Consider the following 24,039-nt stretch of genomic DNA (forward strand, 5'->3'; position numbering starts at 1 on the left):
AAGCTCAGGAAAGGCTTCGCGCTTGCGAAGGCTCTTACGCGCGCCTAGAAGCCAAAGCCTCGCAGACAGAAGCGCTGCGGCCATCGATCGACAGGCTTTCCCGCATGGTAGGCGGGGGTGAGCGGAAAGGATATTCATGATCGACGTCACGTTTCCCGACAATTCCGTGCGTTCTTACGAGCCCGAAACGACTGGCGCGGCTGTCGCCGCCGGCATTTCGAAGTCGCTCGCCAAGAAGGCCATCGCCTATGCGCTGGATGGCGAAGTGCGCGATCTCTCGCAGCCGCTTGGCGGCGCGGGCCGGATTGAGATCGTCACGCGCGAGGACGTGCGTGCGATCGAGCTGATCCGCCACGACGCGGCCCATGTCATGGCCGAGGCCGTGCAGGAACTCTGGCCGGGCACGCAGGTCACGATCGGTCCCGTCATCGAGAATGGCTTCTATTACGACTTCGCCAAGGAAACGCCGTTCACTCCGGATGATCTGCCCGTCATCGAAAAGAAGATGCTGGAGATCATCCGCCGCAACGCGCCGTTCACGCGCGAGGTCTGGTCGCGCGACGAAGCGCGCCGCGTGTTCGGCGAGAAGGGCGAGACGTACAAGGTCCAACTGGTCGATGCGATTCCGGAGGATCAGGACGTCAAGATCTATCGTCAGGGCGAGTGGTTCGATCTTTGCCGTGGTCCGCATATGGCCTCCACGGGCCAGATCGGCGAAGCCTTCAAGCTGATGAAGGTGGCCGGCGCGTATTGGCGCGGCGACTCGAACAACCCGATGCTGACGCGCATCTACGGCACGGCCTGGCGCACGCCCGAGGAGTTGAAAGCCTACCTCACCATGCTGGAGGAGGCCGAGAAACGCGATCACCGCCGCCTCGGCCGCGAGATGGACTTGTTCCATTTCCAGGAGGAAGGACCGGGCGTCGTCTTCTGGCACCCCAAGGGCTGGTCGCTATTCCAGGACCTCATCGCCTATATGCGTCGCCGTTTGCGGGCCGATTACGCCGAGGTGAACGCGCCCCAGGTTCTCGACAAGTCGCTTTGGGAGACCTCCGGCCACTGGGGCTGGTATCGCGAGAACATGTTCCAGGTGCAGTCCGCAGGCGACGAAGCCGAGGACAAGCGCGTCTTCGCGCTCAAGCCCATGAACTGTCCAGGCCATGTCATGATCTTCAAGCATGGCTTGAAGTCCTATCGCGAACTCCCCATTCGCTATGCCGAATTCGGGACCGTTCATCGCTATGAGCCGTCAGGTGCGATGCATGGTCTCATGCGCGTTCGCGGCTTCACGCAGGACGACGCGCATATCTTCTGCACCGACGAGCAGATGGAAGCCGAGTGCCTGAAGATCAACGATCTGATCCTCTCGGTCTATCGCGACTTCGGCTTCGAAGAGATCATGGTCAAGCTCTCGACGCGCCCGGAGAAGCGCGTTGGCACGGACGAGATGTGGGACCGCGCCGAGGCGGTCATGCGCGACGTCCTCAAAACGATCGAGGCGCAGTCGGGAGGCCGCATCAAGACGGGCATCAACGAAGGCGAGGGCGCGTTTTACGGGCCGAAGTTCGAGTATACGTTGAAGGACGCGATCGGCCGTGAATGGCAGTGCGGCACGACGCAGGTCGACTTCAACCTGCCGGAGCGGTTCGGTGCCTTCTATATCGACTCGAACTCCGACAAGCGCCCGCCGGTCATGATTCACCGCGCCATCTGCGGTTCGCTGGAGCGGTTCCTCGGCATTCTCATCGAGAATTTCGCCGGCCATTTCCCGCTCTGGATGGCGCCCACGCAGGTCGTCGTCGCGACCATCACATCCGAAGCGGATGAATATGCCGCTGGCGTCGTGCGCGAACTGCGGGCCGCGGGGATGCGGGTGGAGAGCGATCTTCGCAACGAGAAGATCAACTACAAGGTCCGCGAGCATTCGCTGGCCAAGGTTCCGGTCATTCTCGTCTGCGGCAGGCGCGAGGCGGAGGAGCGTTCGGTCAACCTGCGCCGGCTCGGCTCTCGCGATCAGGAAGCGATGAGCCTGGATGCAGCCAAGGCGCTTCTCCTGGCGGAAGCTGTCGCGCCGGACCTTCGCTTGGCGGAGGCTTAAACGAAAAGGGCGGCTTCTCGGAGCCGCCCTTTTTTTCAGAAGCGCCGGATCAGTCGCCGGTGCCGATATCGGGGCTGTTGGGATCGACCAGATCGCTCGTCAGCACCTCGACATCTGAGTCTACGCCGCTTTTGACGGCGAACTGGCGTTGGAACAGCCGGTCCTTGTTGCGCGCCACGATCACATAATCGCCTTCCGCCAGAACCATGGACGGAAAAGCACCGACGCTTTCGCTGATCAAATCACCCTGCATGCTGGTGATCGACCAAGCCGTGTCGGCCAGAGCTTCGCCGCCATGTTCGCGCACGAGCTTCATGGTTAGTTGCGCGGCGCGCTGGGTCATGACGGCATCCGTGATGCGCCCCGACTCGACTCGTACTTCCGCTCGGGACACGGCATTCACATCGCCATAGCGCGACACGACATGGTAGTTCCCGGAGTTCAACCTGATGACGACACCGGGCTCGACTTCGGATGCGACGAGCCGGCGATCATGCTCGTCGGTCGCCTCGCTGAAGATATCGAAGTGAACCTTGTCCTTGGTCAGCACCGCGTCCGCCGAGGCTTTGGCCGACAGGCGCAGTCCGCCCGCGTCGATCGCGACCGTCTCGCGCGTTTCACGCCCGTTGAAGTCGATGCGCTTAGTGACGCCCGCTCGCCCGAATCCGACATGCAGAATATAGGAGCCGGGCGGAACGTCGAAGACCGCTTCGCCACCCTTGGCCACCGCAATCACCGGCAGCTTTCCATCAGCAGCGGGATCGGGCGAGAACAGGCGCCAGACGAGATCGGACGGGATCGACGGGCCGTCCTTGCCAAGCGTCGCATGCAAGGTCAGCGCGTTGGGCGGTCTGGTGATGTTGAGGCTGGGCTGGGGCTGGGGCGCAAAGGCTGGAATCGTCGGCAGCTTGAGGTCCGACCCCTGCAGACTGGGCGGGGGTTGGGGCAGGGCGATCGGCTCCAGCTTCTTCAAGCCGCGCGATGTCGGAATGCCGAGATCGACAGCGGCGGGGTCCTTGGGGATGGCGGAGGGAGAAGCGTATGCGCCAGGCCCTTCGGGTTCGTGCCCACCGCCGCCGGGAGGCGCCTGCTGCGCGAGGGCTGGCTGTAGAAACAGGATGGAGAGGGCGAAAGACGCGGTCCCGAAACCTGGGCGCATGTTCGGTCTCCCTTTTGCATGATCGCTCGTCTGTTGAGCGAGAAGGCATAGCTCATTTCAAGGCGAAAAGGCGACCGTTCCCCTCATCGAAGGAGGCGGTTTGCAAAATGCACGCTTTCGCCTAGCTCTGTGCCAGCACGAGAGAGGATAGTTCCGTGATCGAAGCCAAGACCCTTCTTGCGACCCGACGCTCCGTCCCGATTCCCGCCCTGACGGCCCCCGCACCAGACGGCGCGGAACTGACCGACATCCTCACCGAAGCGACGCGCGTGCCCGATCATGGCAAGCTCGCGCCCTGGCGCTTTATCCTGTTTCGCGGCGACACGGCGAACGCCATGGGCAAAGCTCTGGCCGACTTGGCCGAACGTCGCGAAGGGCAGGCTTTGAGCGAGGGACGGCGGACCTTCGAGGAGAATCGCTTCACGCGCGCTCCGCTCGTGGTCGGTGTCGTCTCCACCGCCAAGCCGCATTTCAAGATTCCCGAGTGGGAGCAGGTCTTGTCCGCCGGTGCGGCGACGATGAACCTGATCCATGCCGCCCATGCCCGTGGATATGGTGCCAACTGGATCACCGAATGGGTGGCCTATGACGACGAGGCCAAAGCCTTGATGGGAATTGCGCCCGACGAAAAGGTCGTCGGATTCGTCTACATCGGCACGCCGACGGAGAAGCCGAGCGATCGTCCGCGCCCGGATCTGTCGACCGTCGTGTCCGAAGCCTCGCTTCCGGCCTCAGCCTGATGTTCTACGAGACCGCCCACAACGACCATGGTCTGCCGCATGATCCGTTCAAGGCCATCGTCGCGCCCCGGCCGATCGGCTGGATTTCAACGCGAGCGAAGGATGGTTCGGTCAATCTCGCGCCCTATAGCTTCTTCAACGCGATCGCGGACGATCCCAAGCTCGTCATGTTCTGCTCGTCGGGTCTGAAACACACCGCGAGCTTCGCCATCGAGAGCGGCGAGTTCGTCGTCAACCTCGCGACCTTGCCACTGGCCGAGGCGATGAATCGATCCTCCGCGCCGGCTCCACGGGGATCGAGTGAGTTCGAGATCGCCGGGCTGACGGAAGCACCCTGCCGGCTCGTATCGGCACCGCGCGTTGCCCAGTCCCCGGCCGCGCTGGAATGCAAGGTCACCCAGTCGTTCCGCCCGCTCGGGCTCGATGGCCCGTCGCCTTCTGCCGTCATGGTGATCGGGCAGGTCGTCGGCATTCATATCGACGAGCGAATCCTGCGAGATGGGATGCTCGCGATGGACCTTGCCGAACCGCTCACACGGCTCGGTTATCTCGACTATGCCGTAACGCGAGAGGTCTTCGCCATGACGCGGCCCAAGCGCCCGGACGCGAGCGACCAAGCCCCGCGCCATCCTTAGCAACAGGTTCTTAAACGTGGTGAAGATTTGTTAAAGAATTTGGGTGCAGAAATAGGGCCTATGCCCTGTTTCCGAGGCCAGTTCGAATGCTCGCTCATCACTTCGTCAAATGGTGTGAGACCGCCAGCACAGCGGAGCGCTGCGCTGGCGTAGCCTTGTTGGCCGATGCCGTTACGGAACAGAAGTTCCTACCCAAGGAAACGCGGGAGGCGGAAGCGGCCCTCTTATTCGCGCTGGACGACATCTCGCCGCGCGTCCGCCGTACGATGGCGGTGCATGTCGCCGCATCCGAGCGGGTTCCCCGGCAGTTGATTCTGTCGCTGATCAAAGACGTGGACGATGTGGCAACCCCCGTCATCGGGCAGTCTCCTCTGCTGACGGGGGCGGATCTGGCGGGCCTCGCGCGGACGGGCAGTCGGGCTGCCCGGCTCGCTTTGGCGCGTCGGGCTGGACTGCCGGACGAGGCCTGCCGCGCACTCGCCCATGGCGACGATGCCGATGCGGCACGCGAAATGATCTGCAACCGTCAGGCCGCTCCGTCCGCTGACACGCTGCGAATTGCGGCGCAGCGCTTCGGCGGGGACGGGCGTATTCGCGAGCTCCTCCTGGAGCGCGGCGATCTTCCTGCCGATGTCCGCCATGGTCTTCTCCAGTCTTTGTCGGACAGCCTGACCCAGTCCAACCTCGTCACCGGACTGCTCGGAGCGAAGCGAACCGAGCGGCTGAGGATGGAAGTTCAGGATCGGGCGATCTCCGCCGTGATCGAAGAGCTCGCTCCGGAAGATGTGGTGGAATTCTCTCAGCACCTGCGCGCGCAGGGCGCCCTGACGGTGGCCGTTCTCCTGAAAGCCGTGTGCTCGGGCCGGATCGATCTTTTCGCCGCAGCGCTCTCGCTACTGACCGGCCATTCGGAGCGCCGCGTTCGCGCCATCATCGCGGAAGCGCGCGAACCCGCCTTTGCCGCTCTGGTGCGATCGGCCGGGTTTCCGCCCGCCGTCGTCCCGCTGCTTCTCGCCGCCATTCGAGTCTGGAAGGATGCGTCCGGCCAGGACGAGATCGACGCGGCCGATGTCGCGGCATCCGTCATTCAGCGGCTGGTCGGTCGGCAAAGGCATGAAGGCACCGCCGCAGAGGCAGCTCTTCTCGATCTCCTGGAAATTCTGTCGAGCGAGACACAGCGCTCCGCGATGCGCCATCGCCTCGAACGTCATCTTGCGGCTTGATGCGTTTCGGACGGCCCGTCAGTAGCGGAACTGTTCGGCCAGGATACGCTCGTCCCAGGAATGTTCTGGGTCGAAGAGAATCAAACTGCTGAGATCCCGAACCTCGCGAATCTCGATCCGCTGAACTGACTTCACCTCGCGATGATCCGCGACCGCGTTGACCGGTCGCTTCTCCGACTCCAGCACTTCGATGTCGACCACCTGCCTGTTGGCCAGCAGCGCGCCGCGCCAGCGACGCGGACGAAAAGCGCTAACGGGCGTCAGCGCCAGAAGCGGCGCTTCGATGGGAATGATAGGCCCCTGAGCGGAGAGGTTATACGCCGTGGAGCCGGTGGGGGTCGCCACGAGCACGCCGTCGCAGACCAGTTCCTCCAGCCGCGTGCGCCCGTCGATCGAAATTTTCAGCCGCGCGGCTTGGTAGGATTGGCGGAACAGCGCGACTTCGTTGATCGCAAGCGCGGTATGTCGCATTCCCACTTCATCGATCGCCGTCATCTGAAGGGGGCGAATCTCGCTCTGAACGGCTTGGTCCAAGCGCTCGGCGAGATCGTCCTCCCGATACTCGTTCATGAGGAACCCAATCGTTCCCTTGTTCATGCCGTAGATCGGCTTGCCCGTGTCCATGAAGCGGTGAAGCACGTGGAGCATGAAGCCGTCGCCGCCCAGCGCCACCACAACTTCGGCCAATTCAGGATCGACGGTCTCGTAAAGACTTTGCAGACGCTGGAGAGCGTCCTGCGCCTCCGCGCTTTCGCTCGCCAGCAGGGCCACGGGTCGGCTCGTCTGTCGCATGGGCATCCAATATCCGAGGTTGGTGGGTGCCCACCCCTTTGAGCATCGCTGCGAACCTAATTCCTATCCCGCAGGACGCAAGCCATTCCCACGCGTTTCTTCCCCAACCCGAAAGCACGACGGCATGCGTCGGTATCATGGGCGGCATCTGGCTGTTATGCCTGAGGGTAAACCCCAGAGTTCGAGGCTCCGTGTCATGTCCCGATTCGCGATTTCCGGTATCGATATCTTCGACGGCGTTCGCACGCTTCGAAACGCCGCGTTGATCGTGCGGGACGGTTTGATCGAGGCGTTGCAGGAAGAGCCGGTCACCGACCCCGACGTCACCGTGGAATATGGCGATGGCGGCGTCATCGCGCCCGGCTTCGTGGATATTCAGGTGAATGGCGGTGGGGGCGTTCTCCTGAACGACCAGCCGACAGTTGATGGCGTGCGCGCGATCTGCGCCGCCCATCGAACGTTCGGCACGACCTACCTTCTGCCAACCGTTATCACGGATCGCGAAGAGGTCACGTTCGCGGCGATCGAGGCTGTTCGCAAGGCTATGAGCGAGGGCGTGCCGGGCTGCGGCGGCATCCATGTGGAAGGGCCGTTCATCGCGCTCAAGCGCAAGGGCGCGCATGAGGCCGCGTGCGTGCGCGCCATGTCGGACGAGGATGTCGTCAAACTCTGCGCGGTGGATGTCAGACCGTTCCTGATCACGGTTGCGACGGAATCCGTGCGGCCGGACCAGATCGCCAAACTCGTGCAGGCCGGCATCCGCGTTTCGATCGGCCATTGCGACGGGAGCTACGAGGACGTTCGAGCCGCCATCGCGGCGGGTGCCAGCTGCGTCACGCATCTCTTCAACGCCATGAGTCAGCTCGGCCATCGTGCGCCCGGCGTGGTGGGCGCGGCGCTGGATTCGCCCGATGTCTGGGCCAGCATCATCGCCGATGGCCACCATGTCCATCCCGCCATGGTCGATCTCGCCCTTCGCGCCAAGAAGGGCGCGAATCGCATGATCGCCATTTCCGACGCGATGCCAACCGTCGGCAGCGCCGGCAATGTGTTCGATCTGGGTGGACGCCGAGCGACGCGCGAAGGCGGGCGTCTAACGCTGGACGATGGCACGCTGGCAGGCTGCGACATCTCCCTGCATGATGCCGTGCGCTATCTCGTGGATACGACCGGTATCGCCAGGGAAGAAGCGTTACGAATGGCGACCGCCAATCCGGCTCGCTTCCTTGGCATATCGGACAGCCGAGGTTTTCTGCGTCCCGGCATGAGCGCCGATTTCGTCTGGCTGCGGCCAGACCTCTCGCTCGGGCGCGTCTGGATCGCGGGCCGCGAGTAGCGGCGTCGCCCAGCGGACGAGACGGGGCGGCTGACGTTAGCCGAGCGAGAGAATTTCCTCTGCCGCCCGAAGGCCAGTTTCCCATGCACCGTGCGCCGTGGAGAAGGCGCTTTCATGCGTGGCTTCTCCCGCCCAGGCGATGCGATCGTCCAGTCGCTCGGCGAGGATGCGTCGCGCCTCCGCATGGCCGGGCAGGGCATGGGAATAGGACCCGCGTGAAAACGTTTCCTGTCCCCAATGAGTCTCGCAATCCGGGGTGATGGTTTTGACGATGTCGCTGCCGTAAAGGCCGCGCAGTTCTTCAAGAGCGAAGGCCGTCGTGGCGCCCGGTCCCTCGGTCTCCAAAGCCGCAGCGTGCCGGCCACCAAAGAAGGCTTCGATCAGCGGACGGCCGAAGGGGCGTAGATTGTAGCTGCCTGTCGCCGCCCTATCGATCCGGCCGAACAGATGCCCTTCCTCGGAGAAGGGCTCAGGGTTGCCGAGCTTGAGGAAAGCCTTGTTGGCGAGCCCCAGCGGCAGGCCAGCGGCCGCCTCGATCTTGGCGGCATAACGAGAGGGGAGCTTCAGATCGCCCTGCGCGAGGATGGCGGTCGGCAGCGTTACGACGACGTGCCTCGCTTCGAGATCGCCCGCGCTGGTTCGAAGCACTGAGCCGCCGACGCGATCTTCGATTGCCAGAACGCGGACATTCAGTCGGTATGACAGGCCCTTCGCCAAGGACACGAGCGCCGCGCCGTAGCCGCCCGGCAAACGCCAGTTTTCGCCCGTATCGACATAGCGCCCGTAGTCGAACACCGAGACTCGCTCGAACTCGGTGCCATTGTAATAGCTGCTGATGGCGTCGATCAGTCCGTTCCAGCGGCAGCCGGGTTCGAGATAGGCAGAGGCGGGGCCGTCCGTCGCATTCTTCGAAGCGGCTTCCAGCCGGTCGTCGAACGCATCGAAGGCCGCCGCGAACTCGGCCTGCTCCGCCTTGGTGAAGCCACGGTTTCCCTCCTGCTCATCCCAGCGCGGGCGGGTTCGATCCACCTCCAGTCCCTTGCTTTCGAACAGGGGAACCAGGGGATTCCGATCGGCGGAATGGAGCCATTCGCAACCGAGATCGATCGGCGCTCCATCTCGGGACAAAACCGTGTGAGCCCGACCGCCCAATCGGTCTCGCGCCTCCAGAAGAAGGATTGAACGCCCCGCTGCCGCAAGTCGCGTGGCGGCGCCGAGCCCAGCCGCGCCAGCGCCCACAATAGCTACATCGCAATGGTTCATGAATGAAATGGCTTTCAGGACAAGGAGGAAGCGGGCTGATAGCCCGACCCATACGGCCTTGGAAAGCAAGCATTCGGCTCGGTGCGACGAGAGGCGGGTGGGACGCCGAAAGCCGCCCGTGCCGAACGCTTGATCCATCTATAGCTGCGGAAGATTGCAACCCGATGAAGGCACTTCACCAAATTGTACGCGACCCGCTATGGCGCCGAGATGGAGCACTCTCGCCACGCGTCAAGCCCAGTGCCGCAACAGATCGTCCGTGCTTAGCGTTTCGACCTGCTGTCCGTAGCGTCCTCGATAGACTGCCATCTGCGCGTCATGCGCCGCGTCGCTGGAGGAGCAGAGCGCGTCCATGACGACGATCACCCGATAGCCACGGTCCACAGCGCCTAGAACTGTCCCGAGCACACAGACATCGGTTTCCCCACCTGTAATGACCAATGTGTCGGCGTGACGAGCCTGCATCATCTCGTCAAACCGGGGATCCACCCAAGGAGAATAGACCGTCTTATCGAAGATCGCGGCCGGCGGCGCGAGACAGGAGAGCGATGGAACGAGATCGGCCATCTCGTCGCCCAGCCGCTCGAGCGTCATCGATTCCCAGCGTTCGTAATAGCGTCGCCATGTGCCGTGTCCCTCTCCGGCGCGGCGGGCAGGTATGAACCGCGTGAAGATCGTCCGCTCGCTATGCGATGCCGCGATGCGTTCCACCTGAGGCAGGACGCGCGCCATCCAAGGCGTCTTCCAGTCCGTGTCTTCCGCGAAAAGACGTTGCAGATCGACGCAAATATGAAGCGCGTTCGGTCCGATCTGGCCGAAGCGTAGCTCGCTGTCCTGGCGGGTCATGGGCGTTCCTTTCCGCTGCAGGACGGGGAAGGGCGGCTTGTCGTTCCCGGCTACTCCGGAAAGATCGATAGACGCACGGCAAAATCGCAGGCTCTGAGATAGGATGAGCAAACGATCCGCGTTGATTCTGGCCAGATGTCATCCACCTCACGGATCGAGCGACATATCAGATGAGGCAGAGACCCGATGATCATCGACGAGCAACAGGATCGTTCCGTTCGGTTCTTCTCTCTTCACGAGCACGGGTTCGTCCGCGTCGCTGTTTCGACGCCCAAGGCCCATGTGGGCGATCCCCAGCGAAACGGCGAGTCGATTGTCACCGAGGCGCGCCGGGCCACGGAGCGCGGCGTCGATCTGATCGTCTTCCCCGAACTCAGCGTTTCGGCCTATGCGATCGATGATCTGCACTTGCAGGATGCGCTTCTGGACGATGTCGAGCAGGCGATCAGGGCCATCCTTCGCGCTTCGGCCGATCTCTCGCCCGTTCTGCTGATCGGTGCGCCGCTGCGCCGCAACGGGCGGCTTTACAATTGCGCGATTGCGATCCTGCGTGGCGTGATCCTCGGCGTCGTTCCGAAGGTTTTCCTGCCGAACTACCGCGAGTATTACGAAAAGCGTTGGTTCGCTTCCGGCAGCGGGATCACCGGAGCCGAGATCGACGTGGCCGGGCAGACGGCCCCCTTCGGCACCGACCTTCTCTTTGCCGCAGCCGATCTTAAGGATTTCATCTTCCATATGGAGGTCTGCGAAGACTTCTGGGCTCCCGCACCCCCTTCGATCGAAGGGGCGCTGGCCGGCGCGCTGCTCCTTTGCAATCTTTCGGCCTCGAACATCGTGGTCGGCAAGTCGGCCGACCGGCATATCCTCACGTCTGCCCAAGCGATGCGATGCATGGCAGCCTATATGTATTCGGCGGCCGGCGGCGGGGAAAGCAGCAACGATCTGTCCTGGGACGGGCAGGCGATGATCTACGAGTTGGGCGATTGTCTCGCCGAGTCCGAGCGCTTTTCCCGCGAGCCGCAGCTGACGGTCGCCGATGTCGATTTGCAGCGTCTGCGGCTGGAGCGGATGCGCATGCCGACCTTCAACGATGCGGCCGTGCGCGCCGGCAACCCCGAACGGACATTCCGCCGCGTCGAATTCCTCCTGCAGCCGGATTATGCCGACAAGGGTCTCGAGCGCCACATCCGGCGCTTTCCCTATGTCCCCGACGCCCCTGCGAGACTGGACCAGGACTGCTACGAGGCCTTCAACATCCAGGTTCATGCGCTCATCAAGCGCTTCGAATCGACGCCGGGAGACCGCATGGTGATCGGCGTTTCCGGGGGGCTCGACTCCACCCATGCCCTGATCGTCGCGGCCAAGGCCTGCGACGTGCTTTCTTTGCCACGGACCACGATTCTTGGTTTCACCATGCCAGGCTTCGCGACGGGTGACACGACCAAAGGCAATGCCTGGGCTCTGATGAAAGCTCTGGGGATCGAGGCGGCTGAGATCGATATTCGGCCCGCCGCGCGCCAGATGCTGGCCGACATGGGCCATGCCTTCTCGCAGGGCGAACCGGTCTATGACATCACGTTCGAGAATGTGCAGGCGGGGCTTCGCACGGACTACCTGTTCCGCCTCGCCAACCAGCGCAACGGCTTCGTTATCGGCACCGGCGATCTGTCGGAACTGGCTCTCGGCTGGTGCACCTATGGCGTCGGCGATCAGATGAGCCATTACGGCGTCAATGCCGGCATCCCGAAGACGCTGATCCAATATCTCATTCGCTGGACCGTTTCCTCGGGCCAGTTCGATGCGGAGACGGGCCGTGTTCTCGATGCGATTCTCGACACGGAGATTTCGCCCGAGCTCGTTCCGGCCGATGCGACCGGGGCCCTGCAGAGCACGGAATCGAAGATCGGGCCTTACGAGCTCAACGATTTCTTCCTGTTCCATACGATGCGCTACGGCCAGCCGCCCGCGAAGGTCGCCTTCATGGCCTATCACACTTGGCATGATCGTCAGGCTGGCGCTTGGCCCGTCCATTTCCCGGAGGCCAAAAAGAACGCCTACGATCTGGAGATCATCCGCCATTGGCTGGAGCGATTCCTGATCCGCTTCTTTCAGACAAGCCAGTTCAAGCGGACGGCCATGCCGAACGGACCCAAGGTGTCGGCAGGGGGCAGCCTGTCGCCGCGTGGCGACTGGCGCGCGCCATCCGACGGCAGCGCGGCGGCGTGGGTGCGAGATTTGGAACGCGTTCCCAAGGCCTGACGGTCAGGCAACGCGGACCCGGTTTCGCCCCGCTTGCTTGGCGGCATAGAGCGCGCCGTCGGCACGCTCCAGCACGGTGAGAAGCTCGGATCGGCTGTTCGACAGAGCGACGCCTAGGCTGACCGTGACGCCGATCGCTCCTCCGTTCCAAGGGATGGGCAGGCGCTGGACAATAAGCCGGAGAGCTTCCGCCAGGCAGACGGTGGCCGGCACCTCGCGGCCTGTCACGACGAGCACGAATTCTTCTCCACCCAGGCGGGCGATATGACCGCCCTCGGGCATGAGTGCGGCCGCCCGTTCGGCGAACTCGCGCAGAACCTCGTCACCAGCCGCGTGGCCGAATCGATCATTGATCGATTTGAAGTGATCGAGATCGGCGAGAATGAACCCGACATGTCCGCTATGTCCTTTCAAGGCCTGCGACAAGCCCTCGCGATTGAGGACCTTGGTCAAGGGATCGGTGCGCGCCTGATGCTCCATCGCCAGATAGGCTCGTTCGGCTTCGAGGGCGAGGATGAGGGTGGTCAGAAGGATCGTGGTGATATGATCCACGATAAAGATCACGATGACCATCTGAGGAGCCTGCTCCGCAGGGATCGGCAACAGCGGAAGACAGATCGCCACTGCGATCATGAGAAGCGCGAAGGCGGCCAGCTTTCGGGTCGGCGAGCGCGGCACACCGGCCGTATAGACATAGCGGGCGACGGCCGCCTCGTGCATCGCATAGGCTAGCGTGCTCGCCATGTTGACCTGATCCCCCGCCAAACCCACCGCCGTGGCCGTCAGATGGGTGCCGACCGGCAGAAGGCCAAAAAGCACCATCGCGAGAGTGACCGGACTGCGACCATCGAAAACGCGAAATCCGCTCCAGAACAACGAGCCCGCCAGCACCCAGCCAACGGTCGACCAGATGCTTCCATAGTAGCCGAAATCGACGAACCAGACGGACAGTCCCGCACAAAGCGCGAAGCTTGCGCTGAACAACAGAAAATGGCGCTTCATCGGCTGCAGCAGCCAGCAGACGAAAAACACGACGGCCGAGATCGCGAAGACGACGAAGTCGGTGAACTGTAGGGTTGGAATCGACAGGTCCATCACCGAGTGCCGCCCATGCAGGAGAGGCTAGCCTAACGTCTCCTTCGCTAACGTTCCTTTGGGCATAGACGAAAACGCGTAACGTCCTTAACCAAAGGCTACGACGACGTACGAACGACCAGTATCGATACACTGGCGCCGCCTGCGCTCGAGATACGATTCATGGAGAAATCGGTTGAAGGAGCGAGTGGTGAGCGCGGTGGGACTCGAACCCACGACCACATGATTAAAAGTCACGTGCTCTACCAACTGAGCTACGCGCTCGAACCAACATGGAGCCATGTTTGGAATGCGCGGACCATAGAAAGCTCACCGGCTGTGGTCAACCGCTTTCGTGCGATCGTCCCCAGGGTTTGAATGCCGCATGGGTTCGGCGTAAGACCGGCGGAAGCGTGCCGGATGATGTTTTGCAGACAAGGGTTCCGTTTTGATCGCCGACCTGTCCTATCCGACCGCGATTCTGGCGGGTGCCCTGTCGTTTCTATCACCCTGCGTTCTTCCCCTCGTTCCGCCTTACCTCTGCTATATGGCAGGTGTGTCAGCAGACGAGTTGCGTCGCGGTCAGGTCGAGGATCGCGCGGGCTACGGAAGACTGGTCTGGACCGCGATCGTCTTCGTGCTCGGATTCTCCACCGTCTTCGTTCTCCTGGGGGCGGGAGCCAGCACGCTCGGCCAGTTGCTCCGCCGCAATCTCGATTGGCTCGGATTGATCGCCGGCATCGGCATTATCCTTATGGGCCTGAAGTTCCTCGGTGTCCTCAGACTCGATTTTCTGTCGCGCGAGGCGCGGTTTCAAGCGGACGCGCCCCGGCGATCACTGGGCGGTGCCTATCTGATGGGTCTGGCTTTCGCGTTTGGCTGGACCCCCTGCATCGGCCCCGTGCTCGGTCTCATCTTGGGTCTGGCCGGTGCGCGGCAATCCGTGACGGAAGGAATGGTTCTCTTGAGCCTCTATTCCGCCGGCCTCGGTATTCCTTTCGTTCTCGCAGCGGCCTTTTCCGCGAGTTTCTTGCGCGCGGCCAGCCGCATTCGTGCCCATTTCGGACTGATCGAGAAGTCGATGGGCGTCATGCTGGTCGTCACGGGTATTCTGTTCCTGACGGGTGGAATGCAGGCGATGTCGTTTTGGCTCTTGGAAACATTCCCAGCCCTTCAAAAAATCGGTTGAGCTTCGTATGGCTCCCTCCCAGTCGAATCCCATTCTCACCATCCCGGAAAGCTGCCGATGATCCGCACCTGCCTCTCCATCGTTCTGGCTGCCGGTGAGGGAACCCGGATGAAATCGTCGAAGGCGAAGGTGCTGCATGAAGTGGCGCATCGCTCGCTCGTCCTGCATGCGGTCGATGCCGCAATGGCAGCTGGCTCAACGGAAACCGTCGTGGTGACGGGACGGGACGCGGAAAGCGTGATCAGCCTTTTGTCGTCCTCCGATCCTTCGCTGCGCCATGTCTCGCAGGAGCAGCGCCTGGGAACCGCTCATGCGGCTCTGGCCGCACGCCGCGTCTTGGAGCAAGGATTCGATGACGTCCTGATCCTGTTCGGGGATACGCCACTCGTGCGAGCCGAAACGCTGAAGGCCGCGCGGACGGAGATCGCAGCTGGCACAGCCGTCTGCGTGGTCGGGTTCCGGACATCCAAGCCACAGGGTTACGGCCGCCTCATTCTCGAAGGCGCTGATCTCGTAGCCATTCGCGAGGAAAAGGACGCCTCCGAGGCCGAACGGAAGATCGATCTCTGCAACGGCGGCGTGATGGCGCTCGACGGCCGTTTGGCTTTGAAGCTCCTCACGCGCATCGGCAATGAGAATGCCAAGGGCGAATTCTACCTGACGGATGTCGTGGCTATCGCGCGGGAGGATGGGCTCCCGGTCCGAATGGTAACGGCGGACGAAGAGGACGTTCTGGGCGTCAACACGCGGCTGGAACTGGCGCGCGTCGAATCCTTGTGGCAGGCGCGCCGGCGGGAGGAGATGATGCTGTCAGGCGTCACCCTCGTCGCCCCGGAAACCGTGTTTTTCGCCGCCGATACGGTGGTGGAGCCGGATGTGGTGATCGAGCCGAATGTCGTTTTCGGACCCGGCGTGGTGGTTCGCAGCGGCGCGGTGATCCATGCTTTCAGTCATCTCGAGGGGGCGAGTGTCGGCTCGAAGGCCTCGGTCGGCCCCTACGCACGGTTGCGCCCGGGCGCCGATCTGCGTGCGGGGGCGAAAGTCGGCAATTTCGTCGAGATCAAAAGCACGACGGTCGGCGAGGGCGCCAAGGTCAGCCATCTGACCTATCTCGGCGACGCCAGCATCGGCGCCGAAACCAATATCGGCGCAGGCACGATCACCTGCAATTACGATGGCTACAACAAGTACCGGACGGAGATTGGGGCAAGAGCCTTTATAGGCTCCAACTCCGCGCTGGTCGCGCCTCTTTCGATCGGTGATGGTGCTTATATCGGATCGGGCAGCACGCTGACCGAGGACGTCCCAGCCCATGCGCTGGCCATCGCGCGTACGCGTCAGGTGGTGAAGGACGGTCGGGGCCGCGAGATCAACGAACGCAACGCCGCTCGGAAAGCTGCGAAGACCTGACGATACCCCCCGTCTTCGAACTCCCGCAATCAAATTTGAGCTACGGGTTCGGGTGAAACCGCTATGAGATCCATGGCGCGTCTCCCGGTGCCATCGCTTACCTGAAGGACCTTTCGGCATGTGTGGCATCATCGGCATCATCAGCCAGACCCCCGTCGCGACCCGCCTCGTGGATTCACTGAAGCGGCTGGAATATCGGGGATACGATTCCGCCGGTATCGCCACGCTGGAGGGGGGGCAGTTGCAGCGCCGGCGCGCGGCGGGAAAGCTGCGCAACTTGGAAGCCGTTCTCGCCGACCAACCTCTGGGCGGCACGATCGGGATCGGGCACACGCGCTGGGCCACGCATGGCGTTCCGAATGAGACCAATGCGCACCCACATTTTGCTGATGGCGTGGCGGTGGTTCACAATGGCATCATCGAAAACTTCGCCGAGCTGAAGCGCGAGCTGCAAGCCGAAGGCGCAGCCTTCACCAGCCAGACCGACACGGAAGTCGTCGCGCATCTTCTGGCGCGCTATCGCCGCCAAGGCTCGAGCCGCCGCGAGGCGATGGAAAGACTGTTGAAGGCGATCACGGGAGCCTATGCGCTGGCGGTGATCTTCGAGGACGATCCGACCACCGTTATGGCCGCGCGTTCGGGACCGCCCCTGGCGATCGGTCATGGCGAAGGCGAAATGTTCCTGGGTTCCGATGCGATCGCCCTGTCGCCCTTCACCGATGAGGTGACCTATCTCGAAGATGGCGATTGGGCGGTGATTGGGCGAGACGCCGCGCACATTTTCGATGCCGACAACCGGCCCGTAGAGCGGCCTCGCCACCGGGCCGTCGGCAAGCAGCATTATGTCGATAAGGGCAATTATCGTCACTTCATGCAGAAGGAAATTTATGAGCAGCCCGAGGTGATCGGCCATACGCTCGGAGCCTTCGTGGACATGACCACAGGCGAAACGCGCATTCCGTTGGGCGCGGAGCTTGATTTCACGGGCGTTCGCCGCATGGCGATCTCCGCCTGCGGAACCGGCTTCTACGCCGGCATGGTCGGTCGATACTATTTCGAGCGCTATGGCCGCATCGCCTGCGATCTCGATGTGGCCTCCGAGTTTCGCTATCGCGAAAGCCCGCTGAGTGACGTCGATCTGTCGCTCTTCATTTCGCAGTCGGGCGAAACGGCGGACACTCTCGCGTCGCTTCGCTACGCCAAGGCGGAGGGCCTCAAGACCGCGGCAGTCGTCAATGTCGCGGGCTCCACGATCGCGCGCGAGTCGGACGCGGCTTTGCCGACGCTGGCGGGGCCGGAGATCGGCGTTGCCTCGACCAAGGCGTTCACCTGTCAGCTGACGGCCTTGGCGGCCCTGTCGGTGCGTGCTGGTGTGCAGCGGGGTGTTCTCTCCAGCGCTCAGGAACAGGAACTGACGCGGGCGCTCGCCGAAGCGCCGCGCATGATCAACGCCGCGCTCCATGTCGAGCCCCAGATCGAAGCGCTGGCTCGCGAAATGGCGACCTACCGCCATGCCCTGTTCCTCGGGCGCGGCTTCTCGTTCCCGCTCGCCATGGAAGGCGCGTTGAAGCTGAAGGAGATCAGCTACATCCACGCGGAAGGCTATGCGGCGGGCGAGTTAAAACATGGGCCGATCGCGCTGATCGACGAGACCATGCCGGTGGTGGTCGTGGCTCCGTTCGACCGGGTGTTCGAGAAGACCGTCTCCAATATGCAGGAAGTCGCGGCGCGTGGCGGGCGGATTATCCTGTTCACCGACGAGCGCGGGGCGGAAGCCGGCAAGGGCGTTTCGGCACAGACGATCCTTCTGCCGGAGATGCCTGAAATCCTGACGCCGATCGTCTACAGCGTTCCGCTGCAACTCCTAGCCTATCACACGGCGGTCCAGATGGGCACGGATGTCGATCAGCCGCGCAATCTGGCGAAATCCGTGACGGTCGAGTAGCGGTCAGCCGGCGCGCAGGAGCTTGATCGCGTCATCTTTGCCGAAGAGGTAGAGGAGGGCGCGGACGGCTTCGCCCCTCGCGGACTTCAGGTCCGGGTCGGTCGCGATCAGGAGCCGCGCGTCGTCGCGCGCGGTCTCCATCAGGTCGGCATGGGCTTCCAGATTCGCGATTCGGAATGTCTGCATTCCCGATTGCCGCGTTCCCAGAAGATCGCCTTCGCCGCGCAGCTTCAAATCCTCTTCGGCGATTCGAAAGCCGTCCTCGGTTTCCCGCATCACGGCCAGCCGTGCCTTGGCCGTTTCGCCCAGCGGCGCGCGATAGAGCAGCACACAGGACGAGGGCTTGTCGCCGCGACCGACCCGTCCGCGAAGCTGATGCAACTGCGACAAGCCGAAGCGCTCGGCATGTTCGATGACGATGATCGACGCATCCGGTACGTCGACGCCGACTTCGATCACGGTCGTCGCCACGATGATCCGCGTGCGGCCCGATTTGAAGTCCGCCATCGCTGTGTCCTTCTCCGGCCCGGTCATGCGCCCATGAACGAGACCGACGCGATCTCCGAAGAACTGCCGCAGAACCTCGGCGCGTTCCTCGGCGGCCGTGAGATCGCTCGTCTCGGTTTCCTCCACGAGAGGGCAGACCCAGTAAAGCTTTTCGCCCTCATCGATGGCGCGCCCGGCGCGTGCGACGACCTCCTCCAGCCGATCGAAAGGCACGGCGACGGTCGTGATAGGCTTGCGACCGGCCGGCTTTCCATGGAGCCTCGACACGTCCATGTCCCCGAAGGCCGCCAGAACGAGCGTGCGCGGAATGGGGGTTGCCGTCATGACGAGAAGGTCCGGCGCGTTGCCCTTGCGGGTGAGGCTCAAACGCTGCTCGACCCCGAAACGATGCTGCTCATCCACCACGACCAGCCCGAGGTCGCGATAGATCACATCCTCCTGAAACAGGGCATGGGTGCCCACGATAATGTCGATGTCTCCATTTCCGACGGCGGCGAGCTTGCCGTCCCGCGTCTTGCCGGAGTCGCGGCCGGTCAGCAGCGCGATCGACAGCCCGGCCGCGTCGCAATAGCGGCTAAGCCCGGCGAAATGCTGCCGCGCGAGGATTTCCGTCGGCGCGAGCAATGCCGATTGAGCGCCGGACTCCTTGGCAGCGGCCATGGCGAGGAGCGCCACGACCGTCTTTCCCGCGCCGACATCGCCCTGCAGGAGACGCACCATCCGCTCGGACCGGGCCATATCGGCGAAGATCTCAGACAAGGCTTCGCTCTGCCCCGGTGTCAGGCGAAACGGGAGAGCGGCTTCCGCGCGGCCGCGCAGCGAGCCGTTGGTTCCAAGCGAGCGGCCCGTCTCCTGCTTCATTCGACGCCGCGAGAGGGCGAGGGCCAACTGGCTTGCGAGAAACTCGTCATAGGCCAGTCGACGATAGGCCGGCTTGGTGGAGTCTAGGTCGCCGGGATCCTGTGGCTTATGGACGCTTTCCAAGGCCGCGCGGAAGGGCGGAAACGACGCGCGGGATAGAACGCCCGGCTCGATCCATTCGGGAAGCTCGGGGAGCCGTTCGAGCGCGCTCGCGATTCCGCGCCGCAGAACTTTGGGCGAGAGCCCCCCGGTCATGGGATAAACGGGTTCCACGAGCGGCAGGCTCGCGGCGTCTTCGGCACTTCCCACGAAGTCGGGATGCACCATCGACGCGCGGCCGTTGAAGCGATCCACCTTGCCGGACACGAGAAGCGTCTCGCCAAGCGGAAACAGCTTCTCCAGCCACTGAGACTGCGCGCGGAAGTAGGTGAGGGCGATTTCGCCGGAACTGTCCTGCGCGATGACCCGCGTCGGCTGGTTGCGGGCCTCCCGAGAGGGAAATTGGTAGTGATCGATTCGCACTTCGAGCGTCACGATCGCGCCCTCCGGCGCCGAAGCGATCTTCTCACGCCGACGACGGTCGATAGCCCCGCTCGGCATGTGGAATAGGAGATCGCGTACCTTGGCGACGCCGCCGGCTCCGGGCGGCGCGACCAGTCCACCGATCAGGACGGACACTTTCGGCCCGACGCCCGAGAGCGTCGATACGGAGGCGAAAAGCGGATCGAGGGCAGATGGGCGCATGGGGCGGTGTTTATCGTCTGTTCTCCTGCGCGCATAGGCTGACAGGCCTTCGCGGGGCAACTATATAAAGCCCGCAAGGACCGGACGTCGCGCGAAACAGGCGAGGCGGCTGGATACACGTGTTTCAGCCCAGAGAAAATCGGACGATCGCGATGACCGGAACCACACGCTCCTCCAGCGATCTCGAACCGCGCCGCCGGAAGGCGCTGTTCCGCTCCTGGCATCGCGGGACCCGCGAAATGGATTTGGTGCTCGGCCGTTTCGCGGATGCGGAAATCGGCTCGCTCAGCGACCACGATCTGACGATCTACGAGCATCTGATGGAAGCGCCCGACCGCGATCTCTTCTCGTGGCTTACGGGAACGCAGGAGACACCGGCCAATTATGACACGCCGGTGTTTCAGCGCATCAAGTCCTTCTACGCCCTGAACCAGATGGACGCATCGTGAGCAGCCCGGCCGTCCTGAAGAAAGCCCTCGAAAAGGGCGTCGGCCTGCGCATCGGCAATGTGCTGGACGGTTACGAGCCCTTCCTGCTCGCCGAGATTGCGCGGGCGCGCGGCAAGGATCGACCGATCGTCTTCGTCATGCGGGACGGCAACCGCATGGGCGAGATCGAGGACGCCCTGCGGTTCATCGCGCCCGACCTGCCGGTTCTCACGCTCCCGGCTTGGGACTGCCTTCCCTATGATCGCGTTGGCCCTTCCTCGGAAGCGGCCGCCCGTCGTCTCTCGGCCATGTCCTCCATCGCCGCCCTTCGACGCGAGCCGCATCGGGCGCTGATCCTGACCAGCGCCAACGCGATGCTGCAGAAGATGCCGCCGCGTCAGGTGCTGGAGGACGAGACGATCTCGGCCCGCGCCAGCGGCCGCATCTCCATGGACCATATCGTTCAGGTGCTGGGGCGGGGCGGGTTCGAGCGCGTGGCGACCGTGCGCGAGCGCGGCGAGTTCGCTGTTCGCGGCGGCATTCTCGATCTGTTTGCGCCGGGCGACGAAGAGCCGGTTCGGCTCGATTTCTTCGGCGACACGCTGGAATCCATTCGCTCCTTCGACCCCGCGACGCAGCGCACGACCGGCCAGCGCAAGACGTTCGAACTCGCCCCGGTTTCCGAAATCTCGTTGAAGGACGAGACGATTTCGAGGTTTCGCTCGAACTACGTCAAGCGCTTCGGAGCCCCCTCGCGCAACGACGCGCTTTATACGTCGATCAGCGAAGGGCGTCGGTTCTCTGGCATGGAGCACTGGCTGCCGCTCTTCTATGAACGCGTCGAAACGCTGTTCGACTACATCTCGGGCTTCCCGCTGGTGTTGGATCACCTCGTCACGGAGGCGATCGCCGAGCGGCGCAAGCTCGTGCAGGATTACTATGAGGCGCGTCGTCAGGGCGTGGCGGAAAAGAGCGCGGAATCCGTGCCCTATAATCCGCTCGGGCCCCAGGAACTTTACCTGACGGAGGACGAGTTGGCCGGTGGTCTCGCCAGCGCCGATCCGGTCCGCCTGTCCTCCTACGCGATCACGGATGCCGGCTTTCAGACCGATGTCGTCAATCTCGACGTACATCGCGGGCGCGACTTCGCAGCCGAGCGGCAGGCCGGGGACGTGAACGTCTTCTCCGCCGCGGTGGACCATATTTCGCGCCTGCGCGCAGGCGGTAAGCAAGTGATCTTGGCCGCATGGTCAGAGGGCTCGCGCGAGCGGCTGACGCAGGTCGTCGAGGAGCACGGCCTCGGCAATATCAAGGCGGTCGAAACGCTGAAACAGGCGCTGGAGATCGGCCGGAACATGGTCGCGACGGCCGTTCTGGGCGTCGAGGCGGGTTTCGAGACCGATCGCTTCGTCGTGGTCGGCGAGCAGGATATCCTGGGCGACCGTCTGGTCCGCCGCGCCAGGCGCAAGAAGCGCGGCGCGGACTATATCTCCGAAGTCACAGGCCTCAACGAGGGCGACATCGTGGTCCATGTGGATCACGGCATCGGGCGCTTTGTCGGCCTGCGCACCATCGAAGCGATGGGCGCGCCGCACGACTGTCTCGAACTGCGTTATGCCAATGACGACCGGCTGTTCCTGCCAGTCGAAAACATCGAACTGCTCTCGCGTTATGGCGGCGAGGGGACGGAGACGATCCTCGACAAGCTGGGTGGAGGCGCGTGGCAAGCGCGCAAGGCGAAGCTCAAGAAGCGGCTTCTGGACATGGCGGGCGGCCTCATCCGCATCGCCGCCGAACGCGAGATGCGCGGCGCGCCGAGGCTTCTGCCGCCCGAAGGTCTCTGGGCCGAATTCCAGGCACGTTTCCCCTATGAGGAAACCGAAGACCAGATGAACGCCATCGAAGCGGTGACCGACGATCTCGGTCAGGGCCGGCCGATGGATCGTTTGGTGTGCGGCGATGTCGGCTTCGGCAAGACGGAGGTCGCGCTGCGCGCGGCCTTCGTGGCCGCCATGAACGGGTTGCAGGTGGCGGTCGTGGTTCCGACGACGCTTCTGGCGCGCCAGCATTTCAAGACGTTCTCTGAGCGTTTCCGGGGCCTGCCGCTCAACCTCGCGCAAGCGTCCCGGCTCGTCACCGCCAAAGACCTCAACGAGACCAAGAAGGGTCTAACGGCCGGCACGGTGGACATCGTGGTCGGTACTCATGCCGTTCTCGGCAAGGGCATGAGCTTCAAAAACCTCGGCCTTCTTATCATCGACGAGGAGCAGCATTTCGGCGTCAAGCACAAGGAGCGGCTGAAGGAGCTGAAGTCGGACATTCACGTCCTGACGCTTTCCGCCACGCCGATCCCCCGCACGCTGCAACTGGCGCTGACCGGCGTTCGCGAACTCTCGCTGATTACCACGCCGCCCGTGGACCGCATGGCGGTGCGCACTTTCGTCACGCCCTTCGACCCTCTGGTGGTGCGCGAGACACTGCTGCGCGAGCGCTATCGGGGCGGCCAGAGTTTCTATGTCGCGCCGCGGCTTGCGGATCTTGCCGGCATCAAGGAGTTCCTGGACGAACAGGTGCCAGAGTTGAAGGTGGCGGTGGCGCATGGCCAGATGCCGGCCGGCGAGCTCGACGACATCATGAACGCTTTCTATGAGGGGCGCTACGATGTGCTTCTCTCCACGACCATCGTGGAGTCCGGACTCGATATTCCCTCGGCTAACACGATGATCGTTCATCGCGCCGATATGTTCGGTCTGGCGCAGCTCTATCAGCTGCGTGGCCGCGTCGGGCGCTCGAAGCAGCGCGCCTATGCGCTTCTGACCATTCCCGCCAACAAGACCCCGACGGCAGGGGCCGATCGTCGCCTCAAAGTGCTTCAATCGCTCGACACGCTGGGCGCGGGCTTCCAGTTGGCGAGCCACGATCTCGATCAGCGCGGCGCGGGCAATCTCCTTGGAGACGAGCAGAGCGGCCACATCAAGGAGGTCGGCTTCGAGCTTTATCAGCAGATGCTGGAGGAGGCCGTCGCCGAAATGAAGGGCGTCGAGGTCGAGACTGATGGCACGTGGTCGCCGCAGATCTCGCTCGGGACCGCCGTTATGATCCCCGAAAGCTACGTGCCCGATCTCCAGCTTCGCATGACGCTCTATCGCCGCTTGGCCGAGCTGGAGGATGCGCGCGAGATCGACGCGTTCGGCGCGGAAATGATCGACCGTTTCGGCAAGCTGCCGGTCGAGGTCGAGCATCTGTTGAAGGTCGTGTTCATCAAGGCTCTGTGCCGCAGGGCCAATATCGAGAAGCTCGATGCCGGTCCGAAAGGTCTCGTCATCCAGTTCCGCGAGAAGACCTTCGCCAATCCGGCGGCGCTCGTGCGCTATATCGGCGAACAGGGACCGGCCGCGAAAATCCGGCCGGATCAGTCGATCGTTCTCTCTCGCATCTGGGACAAGCCGGAACAACGGCTCAACGGCGCGGCGACGATCGCCACCCAGCTCGCGCGCTTTGCGGAAGAGGGGCAGAAGAAGGCGGCTTGA

At 63.3% G+C, this 24,039-nt stretch carries 17 protein-coding genes and 1 tRNA gene; 11 read left to right on the plus strand and 7 right to left on the minus strand.

Annotated elements, in window-relative coordinates; translation table 11 throughout:
- The first annotated feature begins 136 nt into the window (after positions 1-136).
- Complete coding sequence (gene thrS / locus AUL36_RS16500; protein ID WP_062222492.1) at positions 137-2,098, plus strand: threonine--tRNA ligase; 1,962 nt, start codon at positions 137-139, stop codon at positions 2,096-2,098.
- A gap of 49 nt (positions 2,099-2,147) precedes the next feature.
- On the opposite strand, the gene AUL36_RS16505 is transcribed toward thrS, so the two are convergent.
- Positions 2,148-3,257: a hypothetical protein gene (locus AUL36_RS16505; RefSeq protein WP_062222494.1), complete on the minus strand. Its 1,110-nt coding sequence runs from the start codon at positions 3,255-3,257 to the stop codon at positions 2,148-2,150.
- A gap of 155 nt (positions 3,258-3,412) precedes the next feature.
- Between AUL36_RS16505 and AUL36_RS16510 the strand changes: the two genes are divergently transcribed.
- The 3 genes from AUL36_RS16510 to AUL36_RS16520 all read left to right on the plus strand — a co-directional run bounded on the left by AUL36_RS16510 (position 3,413) and on the right by AUL36_RS16520 (position 5,855).
- The gene (locus tag AUL36_RS16510; RefSeq protein ID WP_062222496.1) at positions 3,413-3,997 is read left to right on the plus strand and encodes a nitroreductase family protein; all 585 of its coding nucleotides are present in this window, start codon (positions 3,413-3,415) and stop codon (positions 3,995-3,997) included.
- A complete protein-coding gene (locus tag AUL36_RS16515; protein WP_062222498.1) occupies positions 3,997-4,632 on the plus strand; it encodes a flavin reductase family protein in 636 nt (211 codons plus the stop codon). The genes AUL36_RS16510 and AUL36_RS16515 overlap by 1 nt, the downstream gene beginning before the upstream one ends.
- Positions 4,633-4,718: 86 nt before the next feature.
- On the plus strand, positions 4,719-5,855 hold the full coding sequence (locus AUL36_RS16520) for a DUF2336 domain-containing protein (protein ID WP_062222500.1): 1,137 nt from the start codon (positions 4,719-4,721) through the stop codon (positions 5,853-5,855).
- Positions 5,856-5,873: 18 nt separating this feature from the next.
- On the opposite strand, the gene AUL36_RS16525 is transcribed toward AUL36_RS16520, so the two are convergent.
- Positions 5,874-6,647, minus strand: coding sequence for an NAD kinase (locus AUL36_RS16525; protein ID WP_058635338.1), 774 nt, complete (start codon positions 6,645-6,647; stop codon positions 5,874-5,876).
- 196 nt (positions 6,648-6,843) lie between these two features.
- On the opposite strand from AUL36_RS16525, the gene nagA reads away from it, so the two are divergent.
- Positions 6,844-7,983, plus strand: coding sequence for an N-acetylglucosamine-6-phosphate deacetylase (gene nagA / locus AUL36_RS16530; protein ID WP_062222502.1), 1,140 nt, complete (start codon positions 6,844-6,846; stop codon positions 7,981-7,983).
- A 36-nt stretch (positions 7,984-8,019) separates the two neighbouring features.
- On the opposite strand, the gene AUL36_RS16535 is transcribed toward nagA, so the two are convergent.
- Together AUL36_RS16535 and AUL36_RS16540 are read right to left on the minus strand one after the other, a co-directional pair.
- Positions 8,020-9,246 (minus strand): flavin monoamine oxidase family protein, encoded by a 1,227-nt coding sequence (locus tag AUL36_RS16535; RefSeq protein WP_062222557.1) that lies wholly within the window; start codon positions 9,244-9,246, stop codon positions 8,020-8,022.
- 231 nt (positions 9,247-9,477) lie between these two features.
- A complete protein-coding gene (locus AUL36_RS16540; RefSeq protein ID WP_062222504.1) occupies positions 9,478-10,092 on the minus strand; it encodes a cysteine hydrolase family protein in 615 nt (204 codons plus the stop codon).
- Positions 10,093-10,278: 186 nt separating this feature from the next.
- On the opposite strand from AUL36_RS16540, the gene AUL36_RS16545 reads away from it, so the two are divergent.
- On the plus strand, positions 10,279-12,351 hold the full coding sequence (locus AUL36_RS16545) for an NAD(+) synthase (protein ID WP_062222506.1): 2,073 nt from the start codon (positions 10,279-10,281) through the stop codon (positions 12,349-12,351).
- 3 nt (positions 12,352-12,354) lie between these two features.
- Here the strand turns inward: AUL36_RS16545 and AUL36_RS16550 are convergent, their stop codons facing one another.
- Positions 12,355-13,446 carry a GGDEF domain-containing protein gene (locus tag AUL36_RS16550; protein WP_244497151.1) on the minus strand — a complete coding sequence of 364 codons (1,092 nt, stop codon included), beginning with the start codon at positions 13,444-13,446 and terminating at the stop codon, positions 12,355-12,357.
- Between the two features lie 188 nt (positions 13,447-13,634).
- A tRNA-Lys gene (locus AUL36_RS16555) sits at positions 13,635-13,710 on the minus strand.
- A gap of 163 nt (positions 13,711-13,873) precedes the next feature.
- Between AUL36_RS16555 and AUL36_RS16560 the strand changes: the two genes are divergently transcribed.
- The 3 genes from AUL36_RS16560 (at position 13,874) to glmS (ending at position 17,969) form a co-directional block, all read left to right on the plus strand.
- Entirely contained in the window at positions 13,874-14,614 is a 741-nt protein-coding gene (locus AUL36_RS16560; RefSeq protein WP_062222510.1) for a cytochrome c biogenesis CcdA family protein, read from the plus strand.
- Positions 14,615-14,671: 57 nt separating this feature from the next.
- Positions 14,672-16,024 carry a bifunctional UDP-N-acetylglucosamine diphosphorylase/glucosamine-1-phosphate N-acetyltransferase GlmU gene (gene glmU, locus AUL36_RS16565; protein WP_062222512.1) on the plus strand — a complete coding sequence of 451 codons (1,353 nt, stop codon included), beginning with the start codon at positions 14,672-14,674 and terminating at the stop codon, positions 16,022-16,024.
- Positions 16,025-16,142: 118 nt separating this feature from the next.
- On the plus strand, positions 16,143-17,969 hold the full coding sequence (gene glmS, locus AUL36_RS16570; protein ID WP_062222514.1) for a glutamine--fructose-6-phosphate transaminase (isomerizing): 1,827 nt from the start codon (positions 16,143-16,145) through the stop codon (positions 17,967-17,969).
- Between the two features lie 3 nt (positions 17,970-17,972).
- On the opposite strand, the gene recG is transcribed toward glmS, so the two are convergent.
- On the minus strand, positions 17,973-20,081 hold the full coding sequence (gene recG / locus AUL36_RS16575) for an ATP-dependent DNA helicase RecG (RefSeq protein ID WP_062222516.1): 2,109 nt from the start codon (positions 20,079-20,081) through the stop codon (positions 17,973-17,975).
- A 152-nt stretch (positions 20,082-20,233) separates the two neighbouring features.
- On the opposite strand from recG, the gene AUL36_RS16580 reads away from it, so the two are divergent.
- On the plus strand, positions 20,234-20,530 hold the full coding sequence (locus AUL36_RS16580) for an FAD assembly factor SdhE (RefSeq protein ID WP_062222517.1): 297 nt from the start codon (positions 20,234-20,236) through the stop codon (positions 20,528-20,530).
- Entirely contained in the window at positions 20,527-24,039 is a 3,513-nt protein-coding gene (mfd, locus tag AUL36_RS16585) for a transcription-repair coupling factor (protein ID WP_062222519.1), read from the plus strand. Before AUL36_RS16580 ends, mfd begins: the two co-directional genes overlap by 4 nt.

It is taken from the genome of Aureimonas sp. D3, assembly GCF_001463805.1.
Lineage (GTDB): Bacteria > Pseudomonadota > Alphaproteobacteria > Rhizobiales > Rhizobiaceae > Aureimonas > Aureimonas ureilytica_A.